Source organism: Ruegeria sp. YTSC199 (assembly GCF_059609725.1).
The window spans coordinates 106138-125468 of the sequence record NZ_JBXWMF010000012.1 but is presented as its reverse complement, the minus strand read 5'-3'; the positions used below and the strand labels follow the sequence as shown (position 1 = coordinate 125468).

Here is a 19331-nt window from a genome sequence, read left to right as displayed (position 1 = left end):
TCAGGCAGCCAAGCTCTGCGGAATCTTCGTACAATCGCGATGACTGCCTGCTTTTGCGGTCCGGGGTTTTTGAACAAAAAACTTGGTCAGACGGTTACAACGGTTGGTTGCTGTGCTGCCTTGCAAACATGCTCGACATGGCGATGGTCGGTGCCGCAGCACCCACCAATGACGGTCAAGTTGGGTAGAAGTTGTGCAAGCTGCTGGTGCAGCTCGCCGAACTCCTGCGGATTTCCATCATCCAACTCCTCAGCTTCGTCCAGCTCAGCATGAGACAGGCGCGACGCGTTGGCCCGCACACCCATGATCCGCTTCGTCCAATCGCCGCCTTGTTCCAGAACAGAGCGGAAATGATCGGGATGCGCACAGTTGATCATGAAGTACGCCGCAGTGCTTCCTGAGGCTCTGTCAACCTGTTCAATGGCAGAGCGCAGGTCCTGACCCGAAGGCAGCCGGCCGTCGGTTTCCACCGTGAACGAGATCACCACCGGTATATCCGAAGTTTGCGCGGCGCGCACGATGCCGATCGCCTCGTCGACATAGGTCATAGTGATCGCTGAAACCATGTCTGCCCCCATCTCAGCGAACCAGTTAACCTGAGTCTGATGATAGGCTTCGGCTTCGGATACGTTCATTATTTCCGTAGGGGCGTAACCGTCGCTGTGCGGCCCGATCACTCCATTGATTACAAAAGGAGAGTCCTGAGTTTCATGGCCCGCCCGCATCCTCACCAGCGTTGCGATAACCTCCCGGTGAACCTCTTTCAGCTGATCACGGTCCACTCCCAATTCAGCCGCCCAGCGGGGGCTGGCGCGCCAGGTCGGGGTGTCCATTATGAACCCACGACGATGGTTTACGGCCAGCCGAGCGAAACCGCGCATATACCTGTCAATGGCGTCGATTCCTTCCTGGCTTTCCAGCGCTTTGAAGGCTGCAAACAGCGGCAGATCGATCCCGTCGTGAAAGACCAGAGTGGTTTCAAGGCCACCATCAGCCACCATCCGAGTGCCGTTCAACTGCGGCAGTGCATTGCGATACTTCATTGCTATTCTCCTGTTTCTGGCTCCCTCACCGGGGCCGTTACGGATGAAACGGGAATAGCAGCGGCCCGGGCTCGAACCTTGAACCGCATCTGAGCTTTTCCTGAGAAAGTATGAGGGTTAGGCTTGTTTCAAGCGAGAATTGCTTCAAACATGATCGGTTCCGGGACATGAAATACGCGTTCAATGATTGTACGATTGATACCGATCTCTTTCAGATATCGCGTGGGGAGACCTGTAACAGTCTGACACCGCAGACCCTGCAAATTCTGGAATACCTCATTGCAAACCGGGACCGGGTGGTACTGAAAGACGAGCTGGTGGACCAGGTGTGGCAGGGCCGGTTTATCACTGACGCCACATTGTCCACTGCGATGAAAGAAGCCCGCCAGGCGGTTGGAGACACGGGGCGGGATCAGCACACAATCCGGACAGTGCATGGGAAAGGCTTCCGCTTTGTTGCTGAAATAGACACCGCCGCGACCGACACACAAATCACACCAGCGCCGGACGGAATCGTTCTTGCGGTTCTTCCGTTCAGAAGCTTGGGCACGAATTTCAACGATGGGTTTCTGGCCGAAGGGTTGACCGAAGATACGATCACCAACCTGTCCCGGTTTCGCGAACTCACCCTGTTGTCACATCGCACAACCGCCCAGCTGGCTGAGGATAAGGTTTCAAACGCTGAGATGTCCGACATATATGCGGTCACCCATGTCGTCGAAGGCAGCATCCGAAGGTCTGAAAGCCAGCTGCGGGTGACCGTGCAAGTGACCGAAGCCCGCAACGGCAGGCTGGTCGCCACCGAACAATTCGATCGCGGGGGCGGACCTGAGGAACTGTTTGATATTCAGGAAGACATTGCCGCTTTGATCGCCGGGCGCCTCGGTAGTCGCCACGGCCTTGTGGCGAAACAGGTCGTTCGATCCCTACCCGACGGACGGACGCATTCCTGGGATACTTATTTTCTCGTTGCGCAGTTTTACGAGTATTACAGGTCTTACGATCATTCCATACATGCAGACATTCGGGACAGGTTAAAGGTCGCGCTCGAAACTGATCCCCAATCATCAGATGGATGGGCGGCCTATGCCATGCTGTTACTGGAAGAGTATCGCTATCACGTCAACCAGCGCCCAGATGTAGATGCCCTGGCGCTCTCAGCAGAAGCCGCGCGCAAGGCGGTGGAATGCGACGGGCTGAATGCCTTTGCCCAAATGACACTGGCACTGACCATCTTCTATCAAAAGGACATTGCCGGATTTAGGGCCGCCGCCGAACGGGCGCTCGCGCTGAATTCCGGCCATTGCGATGTTTTGGCCGAGATCGGGTCCTGCTATCTGTTTTTAGGTGAATATGATCGCGCCGTCGAATTTCTGGATAGGGCTATTGAACTAAGCCCGGTCCATCCCGGATGGTACCACTACGCGCGGTGCTGGCTCTATGCATCTCAGGGTTTCATCGAGGCGGCGCTGGTGGAGATCGAAAAAGTTCCCATGCCCGACTTCTTTTGGTACCAGGCGCATCTTGCTTGGCTTCATGGCGAATTGGGCAACACTGAAAAAGCACAAGCATCAGTCGAAGTCATGCGAGAGATGTTTCCGATCTTTGAGGACGTCGTCTACGAAGAACTGGCTTTGACCGGAATAACTCCGGAACGCGGAGAGATGGCTGTCCGAGGATGGCGAAAGGCCGGGCTCAGAATTCCGGAATACCCGAATTAGACCGCAGACGCCTCATTGCGGGCACGGCGATCAAACCTGAGGCTGCAACGGCGGCGGCCAACGTCGGATAGCCCCCTACTGCGATTGCAACGCTCCCGGTTACGCCACCCAATGCAAACCCCAGAAGGTAACGTGCCATACCCGCCGCCGGGGCGTCTGTCCGATCAAGGTACAGCGGAAAAAACAGGAACAGGCCGAATGCGTTGATCAGGATAGTGGCGCCAATCAACAGCTCGGTTTTAGATAAATAGGTAAGCCCGCCGGCAAAGGCGGCGAGTAGCAGACCAATTATCCCGGCATGCAGTCTCAGCCGGTTGGGCATGAGGCCAGCAAGGTAGGAACCCAAACCGGACAGCAACAGGCTTCCGGCTAACCAGGCGCTGAGGCTGCCAAGGTTTAGCTCAACCGAGAACACTTCGAGAAATGCCCAATAGGCGCCCATACAAACAAAGAACGGCAGCAAGATGGCGTCCTTTTTCAAGTTGAATTGCCTGATACTGCGCTTGCTTGGTACAGGCATGTTCCTAAACAGCAGGGCTACCTGCATCGCCGCGAGAAGGGCCAAAAAGGGCAGCAATGATAACTCGAGTATTTGGGTACCAACCAGCAGAACGAAGGAAGCGGTACAGCCGATCGCCATTCCATTGCCCATCATTCGCAGAATCTTTTTCTCCGCGAAACTGCGCGACAGGGGCAGAGCTAAAACAATGCCTAACGACAGACCGGTACTGCTTGCCCCGGCAAACAAAACCGTCTTCGGAATAGTCTGCACCATCGCAGCACCAGCAATACCGCAGAACGCAACAATCCCAGCGGCACGAGGCAATGCTCTATATCGTGTGTCGGCTCCAATCGCGCATCCCGCCGCAGATGATAATAAGACGATGCTTGCCAACAAGCCTACCGTTACGTCGGAAATTCCGCATTTAACAGCCAGTTCAGCCAGCCAAATTGGCATAGTATTCAGAACGGTAACAGCCAAGGCGATTATGAATAAACTTGTCAATTTCCCATCCTCGCCCAGTCAGGTTGCTATTCTAGTTCGATGTTTGATCACACTAAGTTACTGGTCAACGTTTCCGAAAACGAACTTTTTGGCTCACTTGGGTCCTTCAAAATTATCAGAAAACAATCTCTGGTGGCTTTGTCGCAGATTTTTAACCCTGTCTGCCTGAGGGGGCGCAACTTTGTTAAATGCGTTTCGGATTTCGAACGAGGCGGGTAGTGGCAATCTTATTCAATGGCACACATTTTTCCACAGGACGCGGTATTTCCGTCGATCATGCATCTTTGAACCGCCGGGTGTTAGGTATTCACCACTGGTTGCCGACCAAGCACGTCGCCAGAGACATGGTCGCAATCATTCCTGGCGAATGGATAACAGTTATGCTCTGACGCAATTTCTTTGTTTCTGCATCCGTCACGTAGAACGGCATCGAAGTTGCACAGATAATCCGCAAAGGCCGTTCGGGCTCGGAATTTACCCATTCAAACAGTTTGCGAAGCTGGCCATCTGAACACAGCATTTTTCCGTCTTAATAGTTCAGCAAAGTATGCGGCACAGCTACCCAACTGATGTCCGGAACGAAATCAAGGGCATCACCAACCTCTTTTCAAGTATTGCCTGAAAGAGGCAAGCTATCCAATCCAGCGACTGATCCGGAAAATGCAACCGTGGCAAGCGAAGAGGTGCTGGCTCTGGGGGTTCAACAGCTTCCCGGGATTTCCTGATCGGCTTGCCAGCATCACCACGGTCGCCGAAAAATTCGTGAGATTATCAAATTTTTCCAGATGGAGCTGTTGTTTCCTTACGACTGGTCCAAACCCTTCAACCGAAGCATATGTTAACGGACAAGGTTTTTCGTCAGGAGCATACATGAACAACAAGTACTTCGCGCCACATGGCGGGCATCCCGGACAAGACCAGTTATTGACAGATCGCGCCGTTTTTACGGACGCTTATGCTGTGATTCCGAAAGGGACAATGCGGGACATTGTGACCAGTTTCCTTCCGTTTTGGGACCACACCCGTTTGTGGGTTATTTCACGACCATTAAGCGGCTTTGCCGAAACCTTTTCGCAATACATCATGGAGGTGCAGCCCGGTGGCGGCTCTAACCGGCCCGAGACCGACACCGAGGCCGAAGGTGTGCTATTTGTCGTCGAAGGAACCGCGACGCTAAGTGTAGAAGGCCAGACGCACGAGCTGACACAAGGTGGCTATGCCTATCTGCCGCCCGCTAGTGAATGGACCCTGCACAATCAGGCAGATGAGACACTGCGGTTCCATTGGATTCGAAAGGCTTACGAAGCTGTAGATGGGCTGGACAAGCCCGATGTTCTGATCCTCAACGAAAACGACATCGCGCCGACCCCAATGCCCGGGACCGATGGCAAATGGGCCACGACGCGATTTGTCGACCCAAGTGACCTACGCCATGACATGCATGTCACGGTGGTGACCTTCGAGCCAGGCGCCGTCATCCCCTTCCTTGAAACCCATGTTATGGAACATGGTCTATATGTTCTGGAAGGAAAGGCCGTCTACCGGCTGAACAGTGATTGGGTCGAAGTCGAAGCCGGCGATTACATGTGGCTGCGCGCATTCTGCCCTCAGGCCTGTTATGCAGGTGGTCCGGGCAGATTTCGCTACCTGCTCTACAAGGATGTGAACCGGCACATGGCGCTGCGACCTGGGCCTGCCACCTATTCACAAAACCAACGCCTCAGGTCTGCGGCAGAGTAACGGTTCCACCGATTGCCAGCGTTAACTGATGAGCCGCCTCCATGACGGGGCGGCTTAGCCTTTCAACCTCACTTTCACTGACCCGGCTGGTCGGTCCGGACACCGAAATCCCGGCAACCGCCTCGCGATTGATGTCGAAGACTGGCGCTGCAATGCACCGCATACCGGCGTTCTTCTCTTCGTTGTCCACTGAGAAGCCCAACGCTCTGACGGTTGCAAGGTCATCTTTCAACGCCTGCGGGTTGGTAATTGACTGGTTTGTGAAGGCCTGCAGATTAACCGTGGCCAACAGCCGATCCAGCCTGTCTTCATCCATGTGCGCCAGCAGCGCTTTCCCGATCCCCGACGCGTGCATCGGCGACAGCGTCCCGGGCGGAAAGAACGCTCGAATGGTGGCATGCGTTTCCACCTGACTCAAGAAAAGCACAGAACCTTCTTTCTCGACACCCAGATTGGCGGTCTCACCCGTTACTTCCATCAGCTTGCGCATGATCGGTCTGGCCCGGTCGACAAGACTGGTACGGCGCAGAAAGCGTGAACCAATGACAAACGCACGGGGGCCGATATGCCAGACCTGTTCGTCGTGATCGAATTCGACAAGCCCCCTGCCCTCTAACGTCACCAGGATACGGTACACGGTCGCCGGGGATTGGCGCATTTCGTCGGACAGCGTGGTCAACGCTTTGCCCTGCGCCTCGCTCAGGTATTCGAAAACCTCCATCGCCCGATCCAGAGATTTGATTGTGTTCTGAGCGGTTTTGTCATCCCACCCCCGTGGTCTTCCCCGGGATTTGCGGCGGGGTTTCGGGTCATTATCTTGAGAATCCATAAAAACCCTCTAATCATTTGTGAAAGGCCAATTCACCATATGAAAAATATAAGGCACTGACAACTATAAACTAAATTTCCATCGTTGTGTTTTGAAATGCGTTTTCAAAAAAATTTCGTACTGAAGCGCTTGGTCTTATTGTGTCAGCAACGACGGAAGGAGACCATCCATGAGCTTTCAAAATCCCGTTTTTATCCCGGGCCCGACCAACATCCCTGAAAGCCTGCGCAAGGCGTGCGATATGCCGACGATCGACCATCGCTCGCCGCTGTTCGGGCAGATTCTGCATCCTGCGCGCAAAGGTGTACGTAAAATTCTGAAAAGTGACAGCGCCGAGGTCTTCATTTTCCCCTCAACCGGGACCGGTGGTTGGGAGACGGCTTTGACCAATACCCTGTCAGCGGGTGACAAGGTTCTGGCGGCCCGCAACGGCATGTTCAGCCACCGCTGGATCGACATGTGTCAGCGTCACGGGCTGAATGTCGAGATCGTCGAAACGCCTTGGGGCGAAGGTCTGCCTGCTGATCGCTACGAAGAGATTCTGATCGCTGACACGAACCACGAAATCAAGGTCGTTCTCGCCACGCATAACGAAACGGCAACCGGTGTGAAATCGGATATTGCCGCCGTGCGCAAGGCACTGAATGCCGCCGGGCACCCGGCCATGCTGTTCGTCGATGGCGTATCGTCGATCGCGTCCATGGACTTCCGTTTTGACGAATGGGGCGTCGACGTCGCCGTCACGGGTTCGCAAAAAGGATTCATGCTGACAGCGGGCCTTGCCATCGTTGGCTTTAGTCAGAAGGCGATGGAAGCGACCAAGACCGGCACCCTGCCCCGCACTTTCTTTGATGTGCATGACATGGCCAAGGGCTATGCCAACAATGCCTATCCCTACACGCCCGCCGTTGGCTTGATGAATGGCCTCAACCAAGCTTGCGACATGCTGCTGGCTGAAGGCCTGGAAAACGTCTTTGCCCGGCATCGCCGTATCGCCGAAGGCGTTCGCGCCGCCGTGGGTGCCTGGGGGCTGGAGCTGTGTGCAGCAAACCCGTCAGTGTATTCTGACACCGTAAGCGCAATCCGAACTCCGAACGGGTTCAACGCGACGGATATCGTTACCCATGCTGCCGACAAATACGGTGTCGCCTTTGGCGTTGGCCTTGGTGAAGTTGCCGGCAAGGTATTCCGTATCGGACACCTGGGCAGCCTGACGGATGTCATGGCCTTGTCCGGGATCGCCACTGCGGAGATGTGCATGGCTGATCTGGGCCTGAACATCGAACTGGGCTCGGGCGTGGCAGCTGCACAAGAATACTATCGAGGTCACCCTGCTGCCGTTCAGAAGGACGCTGCATGATGAAGGATTGCAACATGTACATCCCGACTTATGAGGACATGCTTGCGGCGCACGACCGGATCAAACCCTATGTCCGCCGCACCCCGGTCCGCACTTCGGACTACCTGAACGAACTGACCGGGGCACAGCTGTTCTTCAAATGCGAGAACTTTCAGGAACCGGGCGCGTTCAAGGTACGAGGTGCCACAAATGCGGTGTTCGGGCTGGATGAGGAGCAGGCGAAAAAGGGCGTTGCGACCCATTCCTCGGGCAACCACGCCTCCTGCCTGTCCTATGCGGCGATGAAACGGGGTATTCCCTGCAACGTGGTGATGCCGCGTACGGCACCGCAGGCGAAGAAGGACACGGTTCGTCGCTATGGGGGGAAGATCACTGAATGTGAGCCATCAACTTCATCTCGCGAAGCGACATTTGCCGAGGTTCAGGCGGCCACGGGGGGGGATTTTGTTCATCCCTACAACGATCCGCGTGTAATCGCCGGGCAAGGCACCTGTTCACGGGAGTTCATCGAACAGACTGACGGCCTGGATGCGGTGGTTGCGCCCATCGGTGGTGGTGGCATGGTGTCCGGCACGTGTCTGACTCTGTCCACTTTAGCCCCGGAAACCCAGATCATAGCGGCAGAGCCAGAACAGGCCGACGACGCCTATCGCAGCTTCAAAGCTGGTCACATCATCGCGGATGACGCGCCAAAGACGATTGCCGACGGTCTGCTGGTTCCGCTGAAAGACCTCACCTGGCATTTCGTGTCAAATCACGTCACCGAAATCTACACCGCATCGGAACAAGAGATTATCGATGCGATGAAGTTGACGTGGAAACACCTGCGGATCGTAATGGAGCCATCCTCGGCCGTTCCGCTGGCCACGATCCTAAAAAACCCGGACGCTTTCAAAGGTAAGCGTGTCGGACTGATCATCACCGGGGGCAATGTCGATCTGGACAAGCTGCCTTGGCTGAATGCCTGACCGCAACCCAACAGACATCAATCCCGACATAGGAAGACGGAAATGAAAGATATGACCAATCTCGACCAATTCGAAGTAGGCTATGACATTCCGGCCAAGCCCGGAATGGATGAAGCAGATATCCAGACCCCCAGCCTGATATTGGATCTCGACGCGCTTGAGCGCAACATCAAGAAGATGGGCGATTATGCCAAAGCGCATGGCATGCGTCACCGCGTGCACGGGAAAATGCACAAGTCGGTAGACGTGGCCAAGCTGCAGGAGAAAATCGGCGGTGCCGTCGGTGTTTGCTGTCAGAAAGTCTCTGAGGCTGAAGTGTTCGTTCGCGGCGGCATCAAAGATGTCTTGGTGTCGAACCAGGTGCGAGACCCAGCCAAGATCGACCGGCTTGCCAGTCTGCCAAAACTGGGCAGCCGCATCATCGTATGTGTTGATGATCTGGACAATGTCGCGGATCTTTCGGGCGCGGCTGTGGATCACGGGACACAGCTCGAGGTTTTCGTCGAAATCGACTGCGGCGCCGGACGTTGCGGCGTAACCACGACGCCCGAAGTGATCGAAATCGCAAAAGCGGTCGAAGCTGCTGAAAACCTGAAATTCAGCGGTATTCAGGCCTATCAGGGCGCGATGCAGCACCTCGACAGCTATGAGGCCCGCAAGGAGAAACTCGATACCGCAATCGCGATGGTAAAGGACGCCGTTGAGGGCCTTAGGGCCGAAGGCATTGAATGCGATCTGGTTTCGGGCGGTGGCACCGGTTCCTACTATTTCGAGTCCAACTCGGGCGTCTATAACGAACTACAGTGCGGGTCCTACGCGTTCATGGATGCCGACTATGGCCGCATCCTCGACAAGGACGGCAACCGCATCGACCGGGGTGAGTGGGAAAACGCGTTCTTCATTCTGACCAGCGTCATGAGCCATGCCAAAGCCGACAAGGCCATCGTCGATGCAGGTCTCAAAGCCCAGTCGGTTGACAGCGGCCTGCCGGTTGTCTTCGGGCGCGACGATGTCGAATACATCAAATGCTCGGACGAGCATGGGGTTGTGATGGATCCAAACGGGGTGCTGAACGTCAACGAAAAGCTCAGGCTGGTTCCCGGCCACTGCGACCCGACCGCAAACGTGCACGATTGGTATGTTGGCGTCCGGAACGGCAAGGTTGAATGCGTTTGGCCCGTGTCCGCCCGCGGTCGGGCTTATTGAGCCAGCCTTTTTAAAACAGGAAAGTCCGGCTCGGACGTAGCCGGATAGCCGCCCGTGTGCACTCCCTCCCTTCGGGAAAAGCACGCGGGCGCACGAATTCTGAACGGAGAAAGACATGTTGATCGTACCCGAGCGAGAAATCGCAGACCTTATGACCCGTGCAGCGGCCTTTAATGCCGTGGAACAGGTCTTTGCTGCCATGGCGTCGGGTGACGCCTATAACTTTCCCGTCGTACGCGAGGCCATCGGGCATGAAGATGCACTTTATGGGTTCAAGGGCGGGTTTGACCGCGCGGGGCTAACGCTTGGCCTTAAGGCGGGTGGCTATTGGCCGAACAACCTGGAAAAAAACGGGATTATTAACCACCAGTCCACCGTTTTTCTTTTTGATCCCGACACTGGCAAACCTTCGGCGATGGTCGGCGGCAATCTACTGACAGCCCTGCGAACCGCGGCGGCGTCTTCAGTATCGATCAAACACCTTGCCCGCCCAAACGCCAAGGTTATCGGCATGATCGGCGCCGGCCACCAGGCCGCGTTTCAGCTTCGCGCGGCGCTTGAACAGCGCGTTTTTGAAAAGGTCATTGGCTGGAACTACCACCCCGAGATGCTGCCGAATATCGAAAAAGTCGCCAACGAAGCCGGTGTTCCCTTTGAAGCCGTCAAGCTGGACGGCATGACAGAGGCGGATGTGATCATCTCAATCACCTCGGCATTTGCTCCGTCGCTGATGGCAAATCATGTCAGCCCAGGAACTCACGTTGCATGCATGGGAACGGACACAAAGGGCAAACAAGAAGTGGAAGCGGCGCTGCTGGCCAAAGCGAAGGTCTTCACGGACGAGGTCGCGCAATCCGTCACCATCGGTGAAGCACAGCACGCCGTTGCCCAAGGTCTGATCGAAGAAAGCGACGTTGCCCAACTTGGTGCGGTCATCAACGGCACAAATCCTGGTCGGACATCCGATGATCAGATCACACTGTTCGATGGTACCGGGGTAGGTCTTCAGGACCTTGCCGTCGCGGCGTCAGTGGTCGATCTCGCCGTTCAGAAAGGGATCGCGATCGAGGTCGATTTCTAAAGATACCCGGGTACAGCCTGTCTTTGCTGACAGGCTGCCCTCGCTTTGTGAATCCCAGTCTGGCGAATACCTGAAGCCCCGAACCACCTTGCCATTTCCGCCATTCGACATTGGTGGAATGATACGGCTTGAGTGTTTCACAATTGTCCTCTGTGACAACCGGTCCGGCGTCTCCACAAAACAACTACGACAAGTGGAATCTGGCATGGCTTTGGACAAGGCTGAAATGGCTTCCTGACGATAAGCTGCGCAGGAGTATCAAGCGTTGCCTAAGCTGGAAGACATCAAGGCGCCAGATTGCTTCACCGTGGAACGGCTCTGCCATGAGCGTATGCGCATACCGGTGTTTCACGACGCCCGGCACGGCACCGCAATCGTAGTTGCCGCCGCTGCTCGGCATGCTTAGCGCATTGCTGGAAATAGGCCAGAAGACATTCGGATTGTTACGCTTGGCGCGGGTGCGGCCGGTGTCGCGACCCTTACGGGGCTGATAATACAAGTGTTTCTCTGGAGAACATGACCGTGCGTAACGGTTTGGGTCTGTTTCAAAGAAATCGCGAAAATCATGCCGGAAGAGGCGCGGGCAGCGTCGCCCGACACCGCGATCGCAACAGGCCGCTCGGATTTTCCCAATCAGGTCAACAATGTACTGTGTTTTCCCTTCATCTTTCAAAGAGCGTTGATTGCAGAGGCAAGGAGCGCAACGATGCGTTGGAACTGGCCTGCGTCGATGCGATTCCAACTTTGGCCCGCTAAACCGTTTCTGCGGAATTGGGCAAAGCCTACAAAGGCGAAATGCACACGGATGCGGCGCTCGATCAGGAACGGCGCGAGAGGTTGTTGCCGGGCAATTGCTTGACCGGGCGCGCAATTGTTCTGGTATATGCCAATACGGATTCGACAGGGGCTGCCCACAACCTCTTGAAAATCTCACCAGAAGGTCTTGAGCTTGGCCCGATCCTATTGGGGATGAAAAATCGCGCCCACATTGTCGCGCTAGGCGTAACACCGCGTGGATTGGTCAATACTGCAGCGTTTGCGGGCACGGACGTGCCGACCCTCGGCTAGAACAATGGCCTGACCAGTTTCGAACTCATCGGTCAGGCTGGTAGCCTTGCCTCGGCGGTTGGGTATCCCGACAAAAAAGCGGCGAGACCTGGCGCGCCGCTTTTTTGTTGCAGTGACGCTCAGAGCGTCAACTTCACCTCATCAGACGTGATCGTCATGGCCAATTGACCCCAGACCGTGGCCCGCCATACCGCCTGAAACTTCTTCGGTCGCTTCGTCCGAAAGCTCTTCGGGAAGAACCAAGTTCAGTATAATTGCGATGACCGCAGCCGGCAGGATACCCGAAGTGGCCAGAACCTTGAGTGTGCCGGGCAGATACTGAAGCGCGCCTGGCTCCAGCTGCAAACCCAAACCAAGGCTCAGAGAAATCGCAAAGATCACCATATTGCGCCGGTTCCAGTTCACGTCCGACAGCATCGAAACACCCGCCGCGACCACCATGCCGAACATCACGATCACACCGCCGCCCAGAACTTCGATCGGGATCGACGAGATAATCGCACCAATTTTGGGAATAAGCCCGCATACAATCAGGAAAAGAGCCCCGATGGTGACCACCATACGGCTCATGACCCCTGTCATAGCAATCAAACCGACATTCTGACTGAACGAGGTGTTCGGCAATGCACCAAAGAAACCTGAAATCGCGGTGCCGATACCATCGGCATAGGTTGCGCCCTGAATCTCCTTGTCGGTTGCCTCACGTCCGGCGCCGCCTTTGGTGATGCCGGACACGTCCCCTACCGTTTCAACGGCCGAAACAAAGGACATCGCACAGAACCCGATGATTGCCGCCGCCGAGAATTCGAGACCGAAATGCAGTGGGTTCGGCAGAGCGAACGGTGCGGCGCTACCAACATTACCCAAGTTTACCTGGCCAAGTACAAATGCCACTGCGTAACCGACCAACAAGCCAATCAAAACCGCTGACACGGAAAGCATACCTCGCGTAAAAAACTTCAGTCCGAGCGTCACCACGATTACGGTGCCAGCCATGAACCAATTAAGGCCCGAACCATATTCCTCGGTGCCAATGGCAGGCACTCCACCGGCGGCATACTGAACCCCAACCTTTACAAGCGCCAAACCGATCATGGTCACCACAAGGCCCGTGACCAAGGGTGGAAGCGCAAATCGAAGACGGCCAATGAACAGCCCAAGGAAAGCATGGAACAGACCGCCGACGACCACGCCGCCCATCAAGACGGCGATGGCATCTACACCCTTTCCGACCACCAGTGGGATCATGATTGGGATGAAGGCAAACGACGTTCCCTGAACAATCGGCAACCGGGCACCAACCGGGCCAACGCCAATGGATTGGAACAAAGTTGCTACGCCTGCAAAGAACATCGACATCTGGATCATGTAGATCATTTGTGGAAAGTCTGGGCTATTCGAACCGAACCCAAACCCGGCCGCGCCGCAGACGATAATGGCTGGCGTGACGTTGGATACGAACATCGCAAGCACGTGCTGAATTCCCAGTGGTACCGCTTTTATAAGTGGCGGTGAGTAATTCGGATCGCGGAGCTGTTCCGGCGTTCCGATGGATGCATCTGACATTTTGTCTTTCCTCCCTAAAGACACGTTGGCCGGCTCCTCTTCCGGCAACGCTTCTCATTCCGTGATTGTGAAGGGCTCCTTGAACCAGTGTTCTTCAAGGTTGGGCCCGGTTCCAATTCGGTCGACCACCGCAAATAGACCGGGCGCGTGGAGTGGGGTCAGCACCCCATGCCACGTATTGCGGTGGTAGTTCACGCCTTGCCCCGGCGTCGTTATGAACGCAAGGGGCTGTCCCGGCGTCCCGTCTTCGTCAGGGGCCACGACCACAACAAAGGGCTTGTCCGAGAATGGCAGAAACGCCTGACTGCCATCGGGGTGACGTTCGACCATTTCCAGTTTGATCGGCAGGTTGAACGCTTCGGATTGAAACACGCTGATGCCCGCGCGGCCATCATTGAAATCCAGCAGGGCGCGGTCGTGATACCGCGCGCATTTGCCCTGATTGATGTATTTGTCCACGTCACCGGCAACTTCGATGACATCACCAAACGGCGCAAAGGCCTGGGGCGTCAATGGCCGCAGCTTCAAAGCGACCGTCATGCCCCGAACTTCTCAATCAGGCGCAGCTCGGCGATCCGTTCGACTTGGCGGCAAGCCTCTGCAAATTCGGTATCACGGTCGCTGTCGATACGGCGGTGAAAAGCTTCCAGAATACTAGCTTTCGTGTTGTCCTTGACCGCGATGATGAAAGGGAATCCGAATTTGGATGTGTAAGTCTCGTTCAACGCGGTAAACGTTGCGCGTTCTTCATCTGTCAGCAAATCCAGACCGGCCCCGGCCTGTTCAGCGGTGCTTTCTTTTGTCAGGCGACCAGCCGCGGCAAGCTTACCTGCCAGATCCGGGTGGGCGGTCAGGACGCCGAGGCGTTGTTCAGCAGAAGCCGTGCGGAAAACACGTGCCAACGCGTTGTGAACACCGGCAGCATTATCGTGGGTTGGCCCAAGCTCCAGATCATACGCGCCTTCGGCAATCCACGGGCTGTGTTCGAATATTCCGCCGAATTCGGCAACAAAGGTAGGCTGGTCCATTTCCGACGGAGTGAGACGTTGCATCGGCGGGTGTTCCTTTGCCCAGTGATCAGCAATCTGCTCGCGCGTTGCGAACCAGACGCCGTCGTGTTTCATGAAATGCTCAAGCGCGCGTTTCAGTGCCACCGCGCGGCCCGGACGGCCAATCAACCGGCAGTGCAGACCGATTGATAGCATCTTCGGCGCTCCGGCTTCGCCCTCGGCATACAACATATCGAAGCTGTCCTTCAGATAGCTTTCGAACTGATCGCCATTGGTGAACCCCGCCTGAATCGCAAAACGCATGTCGTTGCAATCCAGTGTATAGGGCATGATCAATTGATCCTTGCCACCGGCCTTTGTCCAATAGGGCAAATCGTCGGCATAGCTGTCCGCGATGTAGGCAAAGTCGCCCTCCTCGGCGGCCAGATCGACAGTGTTCATCGAGCAGCGCCCCGTATACCAGCCACGCGGCGACTGGCCCGTCACTTCGGTGTGAAGGCGGATCGCTTCACGGATCTGGGCACGCTCTTCTTCGGCGCTCATGTCTTTGTGCTCAATCCATTTCAGACCATGGCTTGCGATTTCCCATCCGGCGCGCCTCATCGCCGCCACTTGTTGTGGCGCGCGCGCCAGGGCGGTGGCGACGCCGTACACGGTGACGGGTACGTCCTGTAAAAGTTGATGCACCCGCCAGAATCCGGCCCGGCTGCCGTATTCGTAGATGGATTCCATGTTCCAATGCCGTTGCCCCGGCCATGGAGCGGCACTCGTGACTTCGGACAAGAACGCCTCGGAGGCGGCATCGCCGTGCAAGATATTGTTTTCGCCGCCTTCTTCGTAGTTCAGTACGATCTGAACCGCGATCTTCGCCCCGTTTGGCCAGTTCGCCGCTGGCACTTGGCCACCATAGCCGGTCATGTCTCTTGGATAACGCGTCACATCACTTTCCTTCTTCTTGAGGTGATGAATAACCCGAATAATCGGAGATGTTTTTCAAAAAGAATGCGAAGGAGCCTTCGGGCAGACTACCTTTGCTTCTCGCGAAGTAATCGGAATAGTAACACCCAAGATTGAGGAGAAGTGCAAATGACCGGTTATCTTACAACGCACGTACTGGATACGGCTCGAGGGTGCCCTGCCGAGGGTTTGAAAATCGAGTTGTTCCGAATTGACGACGCGGACCGCATATTGCTGAAAACTCTGGTCACAAATGATGATGGCCGCACCGATGAGCAGATTTTGCCCTCGGCTGAGTTTTCAACAGGCGAATACGAATTGGTTTTTTATGCCGGAGAATACCTCGATTCCTCGGGCACGCCGCCCGAGACTCCGCGTTTCTTGGACGTGATCCCAATCCGTTTCGGGATGTCAGAACACTCGCATTACCATGTCCCGTTGCTTCTGTCGCCTTTCGGATTCTCGACATATCGGGGCAGCTAAGCAACCTAAGAAGACGTATTAGTCGTCGCAATCGTTGATCCTATGCGCTCGATTATGAACTCCATAAAGAGGCGCGTTTTGGGGTCCTGCATTCGGCGGTGCGTAAATAAACATGCCATCTGAATCGGTTCGGGTGGCGTTTCCTTTGCCACCGGAACCAAAGTTCCGGCTTTCAGATGCTGAGCAATCTCAAATATTGGTTTCATCGCAATGCCATGACCAGCAAGCGCCCAGTCCGTTAGGACGTCGCCATCGTCCGACTCATAACGCCCGGAAACGCGAAATCGCTTGGGTCCCGATTGAGTTTTTAGAAGCCATTGAAACTCTGTCGCACCTGGAAAGCGCAGACTTAAACATTCGTGCGCATCGGCGATAATGTCGTCTCCGCTTTCAGGCATTCCACGTCTTTTTATGTATTTGGGGGATGCACAAAGAACCCTTTCGACATCGGCAATCTTGCGAATTCGCAAGTTGCTGTCTTCGGGTTGGCCTAGAAAAAAGGCAAGATCGAGACCTTCGGTCGTCAGGTCGACCTTTCGATCTGTCAGGCGCAATCGAACATTCACTTCAGGGTACTCTGCAAGGAATTTTGGCACTTGCGGGGCTATCAAACGTCGGCCAACCCCTAAAGGCGCGGCAACATATAATGAACCCTTCAGATTCTCAGTGATATTGACGATTTGGGCTTCAGCATTCTGGACAGCTTCAAGAATATCTGTCGCACCGCGATAGAAGGATTTCCCCTGTTCTGTCGGGGCAAGACTGCGCGTGGTGCGTTGAAACAATCTTACGCCAAGGTGTTCTTCCAGCTGGGAAATTCTCGCAGACGTGACCGCAGGCGAGACGCGCAAATCGCGGCCTGCGGCAGACATGCTGCCCAATTCGTAGACACGGACAAAAGTGCGGATGTTATCAAAGTAGGACATTTTTTTGCATTTTTTGATACTGCTTGGTCTTTCGTAGCAATACCAGAGGAAAACTCTATCGCATAGAGTGCCCGGGAACTTAGAATCTTAGGAGCAAAGCCATGTACGACTTGGCCGTAATGTGGGAGTGGATCGCCTTTTCTGTCCGCTGGCTGCATGTGATCACCGCGATGGCGTGGATTGGTGCGTCGTTCTATTTTATCGCACTCGATCTCATGCTGAAGCCGAACCCTGCCCTGCCAGAAGGGGCCTACGGCGAAGAATGGGAGGTGCACGGGGGCGGTTTCTATCACACCGTCAAATACCTGGTTGCACCTGCACGGATGCCTGAACATCTGACCTGGCACAAATGGCAAAGCTACACGACATGGCTTTCGGGCGCGGCTTTGCTGATGATCATCTACTGGGTCGGAGGCGAGTTGTTCCTGCTCGATCCAACCAAAGTGGACCTCGCCCTGTGGCAGGGTATCCTGATCTCTGGCGGCTCACTGACCATAGGTTGGCTGCTTTACGATCAGATGTGCAAATCGAAGCTAAGCGATCACCCGACCGTACTGATGCTGCTGTTGTTCGTGATCCTTGTGATCATGTCATGGGGCTACAACCAGATATTCACCGGTCGTGCTGCACTTTTGCATCTTGGTGCGTTCACCGCGACGATCATGACCGCCAACGTGTTCTTTCAGATCATGCCGAACCAGCGGATCGTGGTCGAAGACCTCAAGGCCGGTCGGACGCCTGACGCGAAATACGGCAAGATAGCCAAGGTGCGTTCCACGCATAACAACTATCTGACCCTGCCGGTCGTGTTCCTGATGCTGTCGAACCACTACCCACTGGCCTTCGGCACCCAGTATTCGTGGATCATCGCCAGCCTGATCTTCCTGACAGGCGTGACCATCCGGCATTACTTCAACACGATGCACTCAACCGGAAAAGGCCCGCACTGGACCTGGGCTGTCACGGTCCTGCTTATGATCGTGATCGCATGGTTGTCTTCGGTAAGACCCACCGAGACATGGGAAGACGCCGAAGCGCGCGAGCTGACGCCCTATGAACAGAAATACGCGTCCGCCGCCGGTTTCGAAGAAGCCTACGATACTGTGCTGGGCAACTGTTCAATGTGCCATGCGCGCGAGCCGGTTTATGGCACTATGAAATGGGCCCCGAAGAAGGTTTACCTTGAAACGCCCGGTGACGTTGCTCGACAGGCCGACCAGATCTATCTGCAGGCCGGGATCAGCCATGCAATGCCACCGCCATCGGCGGTTCAGATGGACGAAGAAGCGCGTCAGACAATCGTCGCATGGGTAAATGAGGTCAGGGATCAATAACGCCAGCAGACAAAAGCGGTGACAGGCAAGCTGGGCTTTCAGGCCCAGTTTTTTGTTTCTCAGCCCGGCACGAAAAAGCGTTTACTGTGCTGCGCGATGTGTTCGACGAACAGGCGCACCTTAGGGTCCTGAAGCTTTTTATGCGGGTAAAGGCACCCGAAAATCGTCGGCACCGGGGGCGACTTTGGCAGGACCTCGACCAATCGCCCATCCTCGAGATACTCCCGCACGTCAAAGCGCGGTTTGTTGACGATTCCCTTACCGGCTAAGGCCCAGTCGGTCAGCACGTCACCATCATCCGCATCGTATTTGCCGCGGACTTCCAGCTTGCGCGGCCCCATGTCGGTGTTGAGCGTCCAGTAGTATTCAGGTGATCTGGGGTACCGCAACAACAGGCAATTGTGGGGCATGTGCAACAGGTCATCCGGCGTCTTGGGCACGCCAAAACTCAACAGGTATTCCGGCGATGCACAAAGAACGCGATCACAATCCGCAAATTTTCGCAGTTTCATGGTGGAATCGCCCGGTTCACCGATAAAAAACGCGATGTCCAAACCGTCGGCCAATATGTCCACCTTGCGGTCGGACAGGCGCATGCGAATCTCTGTTTCCGGGTAGCGATCCGAGAATTCCGGCACAAGCGGCGCCACTATTCTGCGCCCGACACCCAGCGGCGCGGTGATGCGAATGGCACCTCGGGGGGCGTCTGAAAAGCTGGCGACACGCGCCTCGGCGTGATCAATCGCCAACAAAACGGCCTTGGCCTCGTCGTAAAATACCGATCCGACCTCGGTTGGCGTCATAGACCGGGTTGTTCTGTTGAACAGCCGCACACCCAAATGGTTCTCAAGCTCTTTCAACCGTTTGCTGGCCACGGCAGGGGTCAACCGCAGGTCACGCCCGCCGGACGTGATGCTGCCCAGCTCCATCACTCTGACAAAAACTCGCAGGCTTTCGATGTACGACATTGGATCCTCCCGATATGGAAAGACTGCGTCATGGCATTTTCTTTTTCAACGATATGTTGAAAGTA

17 protein-coding genes and 1 pseudogene are annotated in these 19331 nt (G+C 55.5%); 10 read left to right on the top strand and 8 right to left on the bottom strand.

All coding sequences use genetic code 11. The features are described 5' to 3' along the window. Nucleotides 1-86 precede the first annotated feature (86 nt). A complete protein-coding gene (locus AC2FEE_RS13370; RefSeq protein ID WP_496865821.1) occupies nucleotides 87-1043 on the bottom strand; it encodes a homocysteine S-methyltransferase family protein in 957 nt (318 codons plus the stop codon). A gap of 167 nt (nucleotides 1044-1210) precedes the next feature. On the opposite strand from AC2FEE_RS13370, the gene AC2FEE_RS13365 reads away from it, so the two are divergent. Beyond that, the gene (locus AC2FEE_RS13365; RefSeq protein ID WP_496865820.1) at nucleotides 1211-2764 is read left to right on the top strand and encodes a winged helix-turn-helix domain-containing tetratricopeptide repeat protein; all 1554 of its coding nucleotides are present in this window, start codon (nucleotides 1211-1213) and stop codon (nucleotides 2762-2764) included. On the opposite strand, the gene AC2FEE_RS13360 is transcribed toward AC2FEE_RS13365, so the two are convergent. Continuing rightward, nucleotides 2739-3770 (bottom strand): hypothetical protein, encoded by a 1032-nt coding sequence (locus AC2FEE_RS13360; RefSeq protein WP_496865819.1) that lies wholly within the window; start codon nucleotides 3768-3770, stop codon nucleotides 2739-2741. The genes AC2FEE_RS13365 and AC2FEE_RS13360 overlap by 26 nt on opposite strands. An 870-nt stretch (nucleotides 3771-4640) precedes the next feature. Between AC2FEE_RS13360 and AC2FEE_RS13355 the strand changes: the two genes are divergently transcribed. Then, entirely contained in the window at nucleotides 4641-5510 is an 870-nt protein-coding gene (locus AC2FEE_RS13355) for a bifunctional allantoicase/(S)-ureidoglycine aminohydrolase (protein ID WP_496865818.1), read from the top strand. On the opposite strand, the gene bhcR is transcribed toward AC2FEE_RS13355, so the two are convergent. Continuing rightward, on the bottom strand, nucleotides 5491-6339 hold the full coding sequence (gene bhcR / locus AC2FEE_RS13350; RefSeq protein WP_496865817.1) for an HTH-type transcriptional regulator BhcR: 849 nt from the start codon (nucleotides 6337-6339) through the stop codon (nucleotides 5491-5493). The genes AC2FEE_RS13355 and bhcR overlap by 20 nt on opposite strands. A 169-nt stretch (nucleotides 6340-6508) precedes the next feature. Between bhcR and bhcA the strand changes: the two genes are divergently transcribed. The 6 genes and pseudogenes from bhcA (at nucleotide 6509) to AC2FEE_RS13320 (ending at nucleotide 12022) form a co-directional block, all read left to right on the top strand. Further along, nucleotides 6509-7699, top strand: a complete 1191-nt coding sequence (gene bhcA, locus AC2FEE_RS13345; RefSeq protein ID WP_496865816.1) for an L-aspartate--glyoxylate aminotransferase BhcA — start codon at nucleotides 6509-6511, stop codon at nucleotides 7697-7699. Further along, a complete protein-coding gene (bhcB, locus tag AC2FEE_RS13340; RefSeq protein ID WP_496865815.1) occupies nucleotides 7699-8667 on the top strand; it encodes a beta-hydroxyaspartate dehydratase BhcB in 969 nt (322 codons plus the stop codon). The genes bhcA and bhcB overlap by 1 nt, the downstream gene beginning before the upstream one ends. Before the next feature lie 42 nt (nucleotides 8668-8709). Further along, the gene (bhcC, locus tag AC2FEE_RS13335; RefSeq protein ID WP_496865814.1) at nucleotides 8710-9873 is read left to right on the top strand and encodes a 3-hydroxy-D-aspartate aldolase BhcC; all 1164 of its coding nucleotides are present in this window, start codon (nucleotides 8710-8712) and stop codon (nucleotides 9871-9873) included. Between the two features lie 115 nt (nucleotides 9874-9988). Beyond that, on the top strand, nucleotides 9989-10954 hold the full coding sequence (gene bhcD, locus AC2FEE_RS13330) for an iminosuccinate reductase BhcD (RefSeq protein WP_496865813.1): 966 nt from the start codon (nucleotides 9989-9991) through the stop codon (nucleotides 10952-10954). A gap of 274 nt (nucleotides 10955-11228) precedes the next feature. After that, nucleotides 11229-11636: pseudogene (locus AC2FEE_RS13325) on the top strand (NADP-dependent malic enzyme); the annotation flags it as partial. Between the two features lie 89 nt (nucleotides 11637-11725). Then, complete coding sequence (locus AC2FEE_RS13320; RefSeq protein WP_496865812.1) at nucleotides 11726-12022, top strand: phosphate acyltransferase; 297 nt, start codon at nucleotides 11726-11728, stop codon at nucleotides 12020-12022. Between the two features lie 141 nt (nucleotides 12023-12163). Here the strand turns inward: AC2FEE_RS13320 and AC2FEE_RS13315 are convergent, their stop codons facing one another. Genes AC2FEE_RS13315 through puuE form a run of 3 tightly spaced genes read right to left on the bottom strand, consistent with a single transcriptional unit; the run spans nucleotide 12164 to nucleotide 15537 of the window. Then, entirely contained in the window at nucleotides 12164-13588 is a 1425-nt protein-coding gene (locus tag AC2FEE_RS13315; RefSeq protein WP_496865811.1) for a uracil-xanthine permease family protein, read from the bottom strand. Between the two features lie 54 nt (nucleotides 13589-13642). Further along, nucleotides 13643-14128: an ureidoglycolate lyase gene (locus AC2FEE_RS13310; RefSeq protein ID WP_496865810.1), complete on the bottom strand. Its 486-nt coding sequence runs from the start codon at nucleotides 14126-14128 to the stop codon at nucleotides 13643-13645. Beyond that, nucleotides 14125-15537 (bottom strand): allantoinase PuuE, encoded by a 1413-nt coding sequence (gene puuE, locus AC2FEE_RS13305; protein ID WP_496865809.1) that lies wholly within the window; start codon nucleotides 15535-15537, stop codon nucleotides 14125-14127. The genes AC2FEE_RS13310 and puuE overlap by 4 nt, the downstream gene beginning before the upstream one ends. 147 nt (nucleotides 15538-15684) lie before the next feature. On the opposite strand from puuE, the gene uraH reads away from it, so the two are divergent. Then, nucleotides 15685-16038 (top strand): hydroxyisourate hydrolase, encoded by a 354-nt coding sequence (gene uraH / locus AC2FEE_RS13300; protein WP_496865808.1) that lies wholly within the window; start codon nucleotides 15685-15687, stop codon nucleotides 16036-16038. A gap of 5 nt (nucleotides 16039-16043) precedes the next feature. Here the strand turns inward: uraH and AC2FEE_RS13295 are convergent, their stop codons facing one another. After that, on the bottom strand, nucleotides 16044-16964 hold the full coding sequence (locus tag AC2FEE_RS13295) for a LysR family transcriptional regulator (protein WP_496865807.1): 921 nt from the start codon (nucleotides 16962-16964) through the stop codon (nucleotides 16044-16046). Nucleotides 16965-17065: 101 nt separating this feature from the next. On the opposite strand from AC2FEE_RS13295, the gene AC2FEE_RS13290 reads away from it, so the two are divergent. Continuing rightward, a complete protein-coding gene (locus AC2FEE_RS13290; protein WP_496865806.1) occupies nucleotides 17066-18298 on the top strand; it encodes a urate hydroxylase PuuD in 1233 nt (410 codons plus the stop codon). Nucleotides 18299-18357: 59 nt separating this feature from the next. Here the strand turns inward: AC2FEE_RS13290 and AC2FEE_RS13285 are convergent, their stop codons facing one another. After that, on the bottom strand, nucleotides 18358-19266 hold the full coding sequence (locus AC2FEE_RS13285) for a LysR family transcriptional regulator (protein ID WP_496865805.1): 909 nt from the start codon (nucleotides 19264-19266) through the stop codon (nucleotides 18358-18360). Nucleotides 19267-19331: the final 65 nt, after the last annotated feature.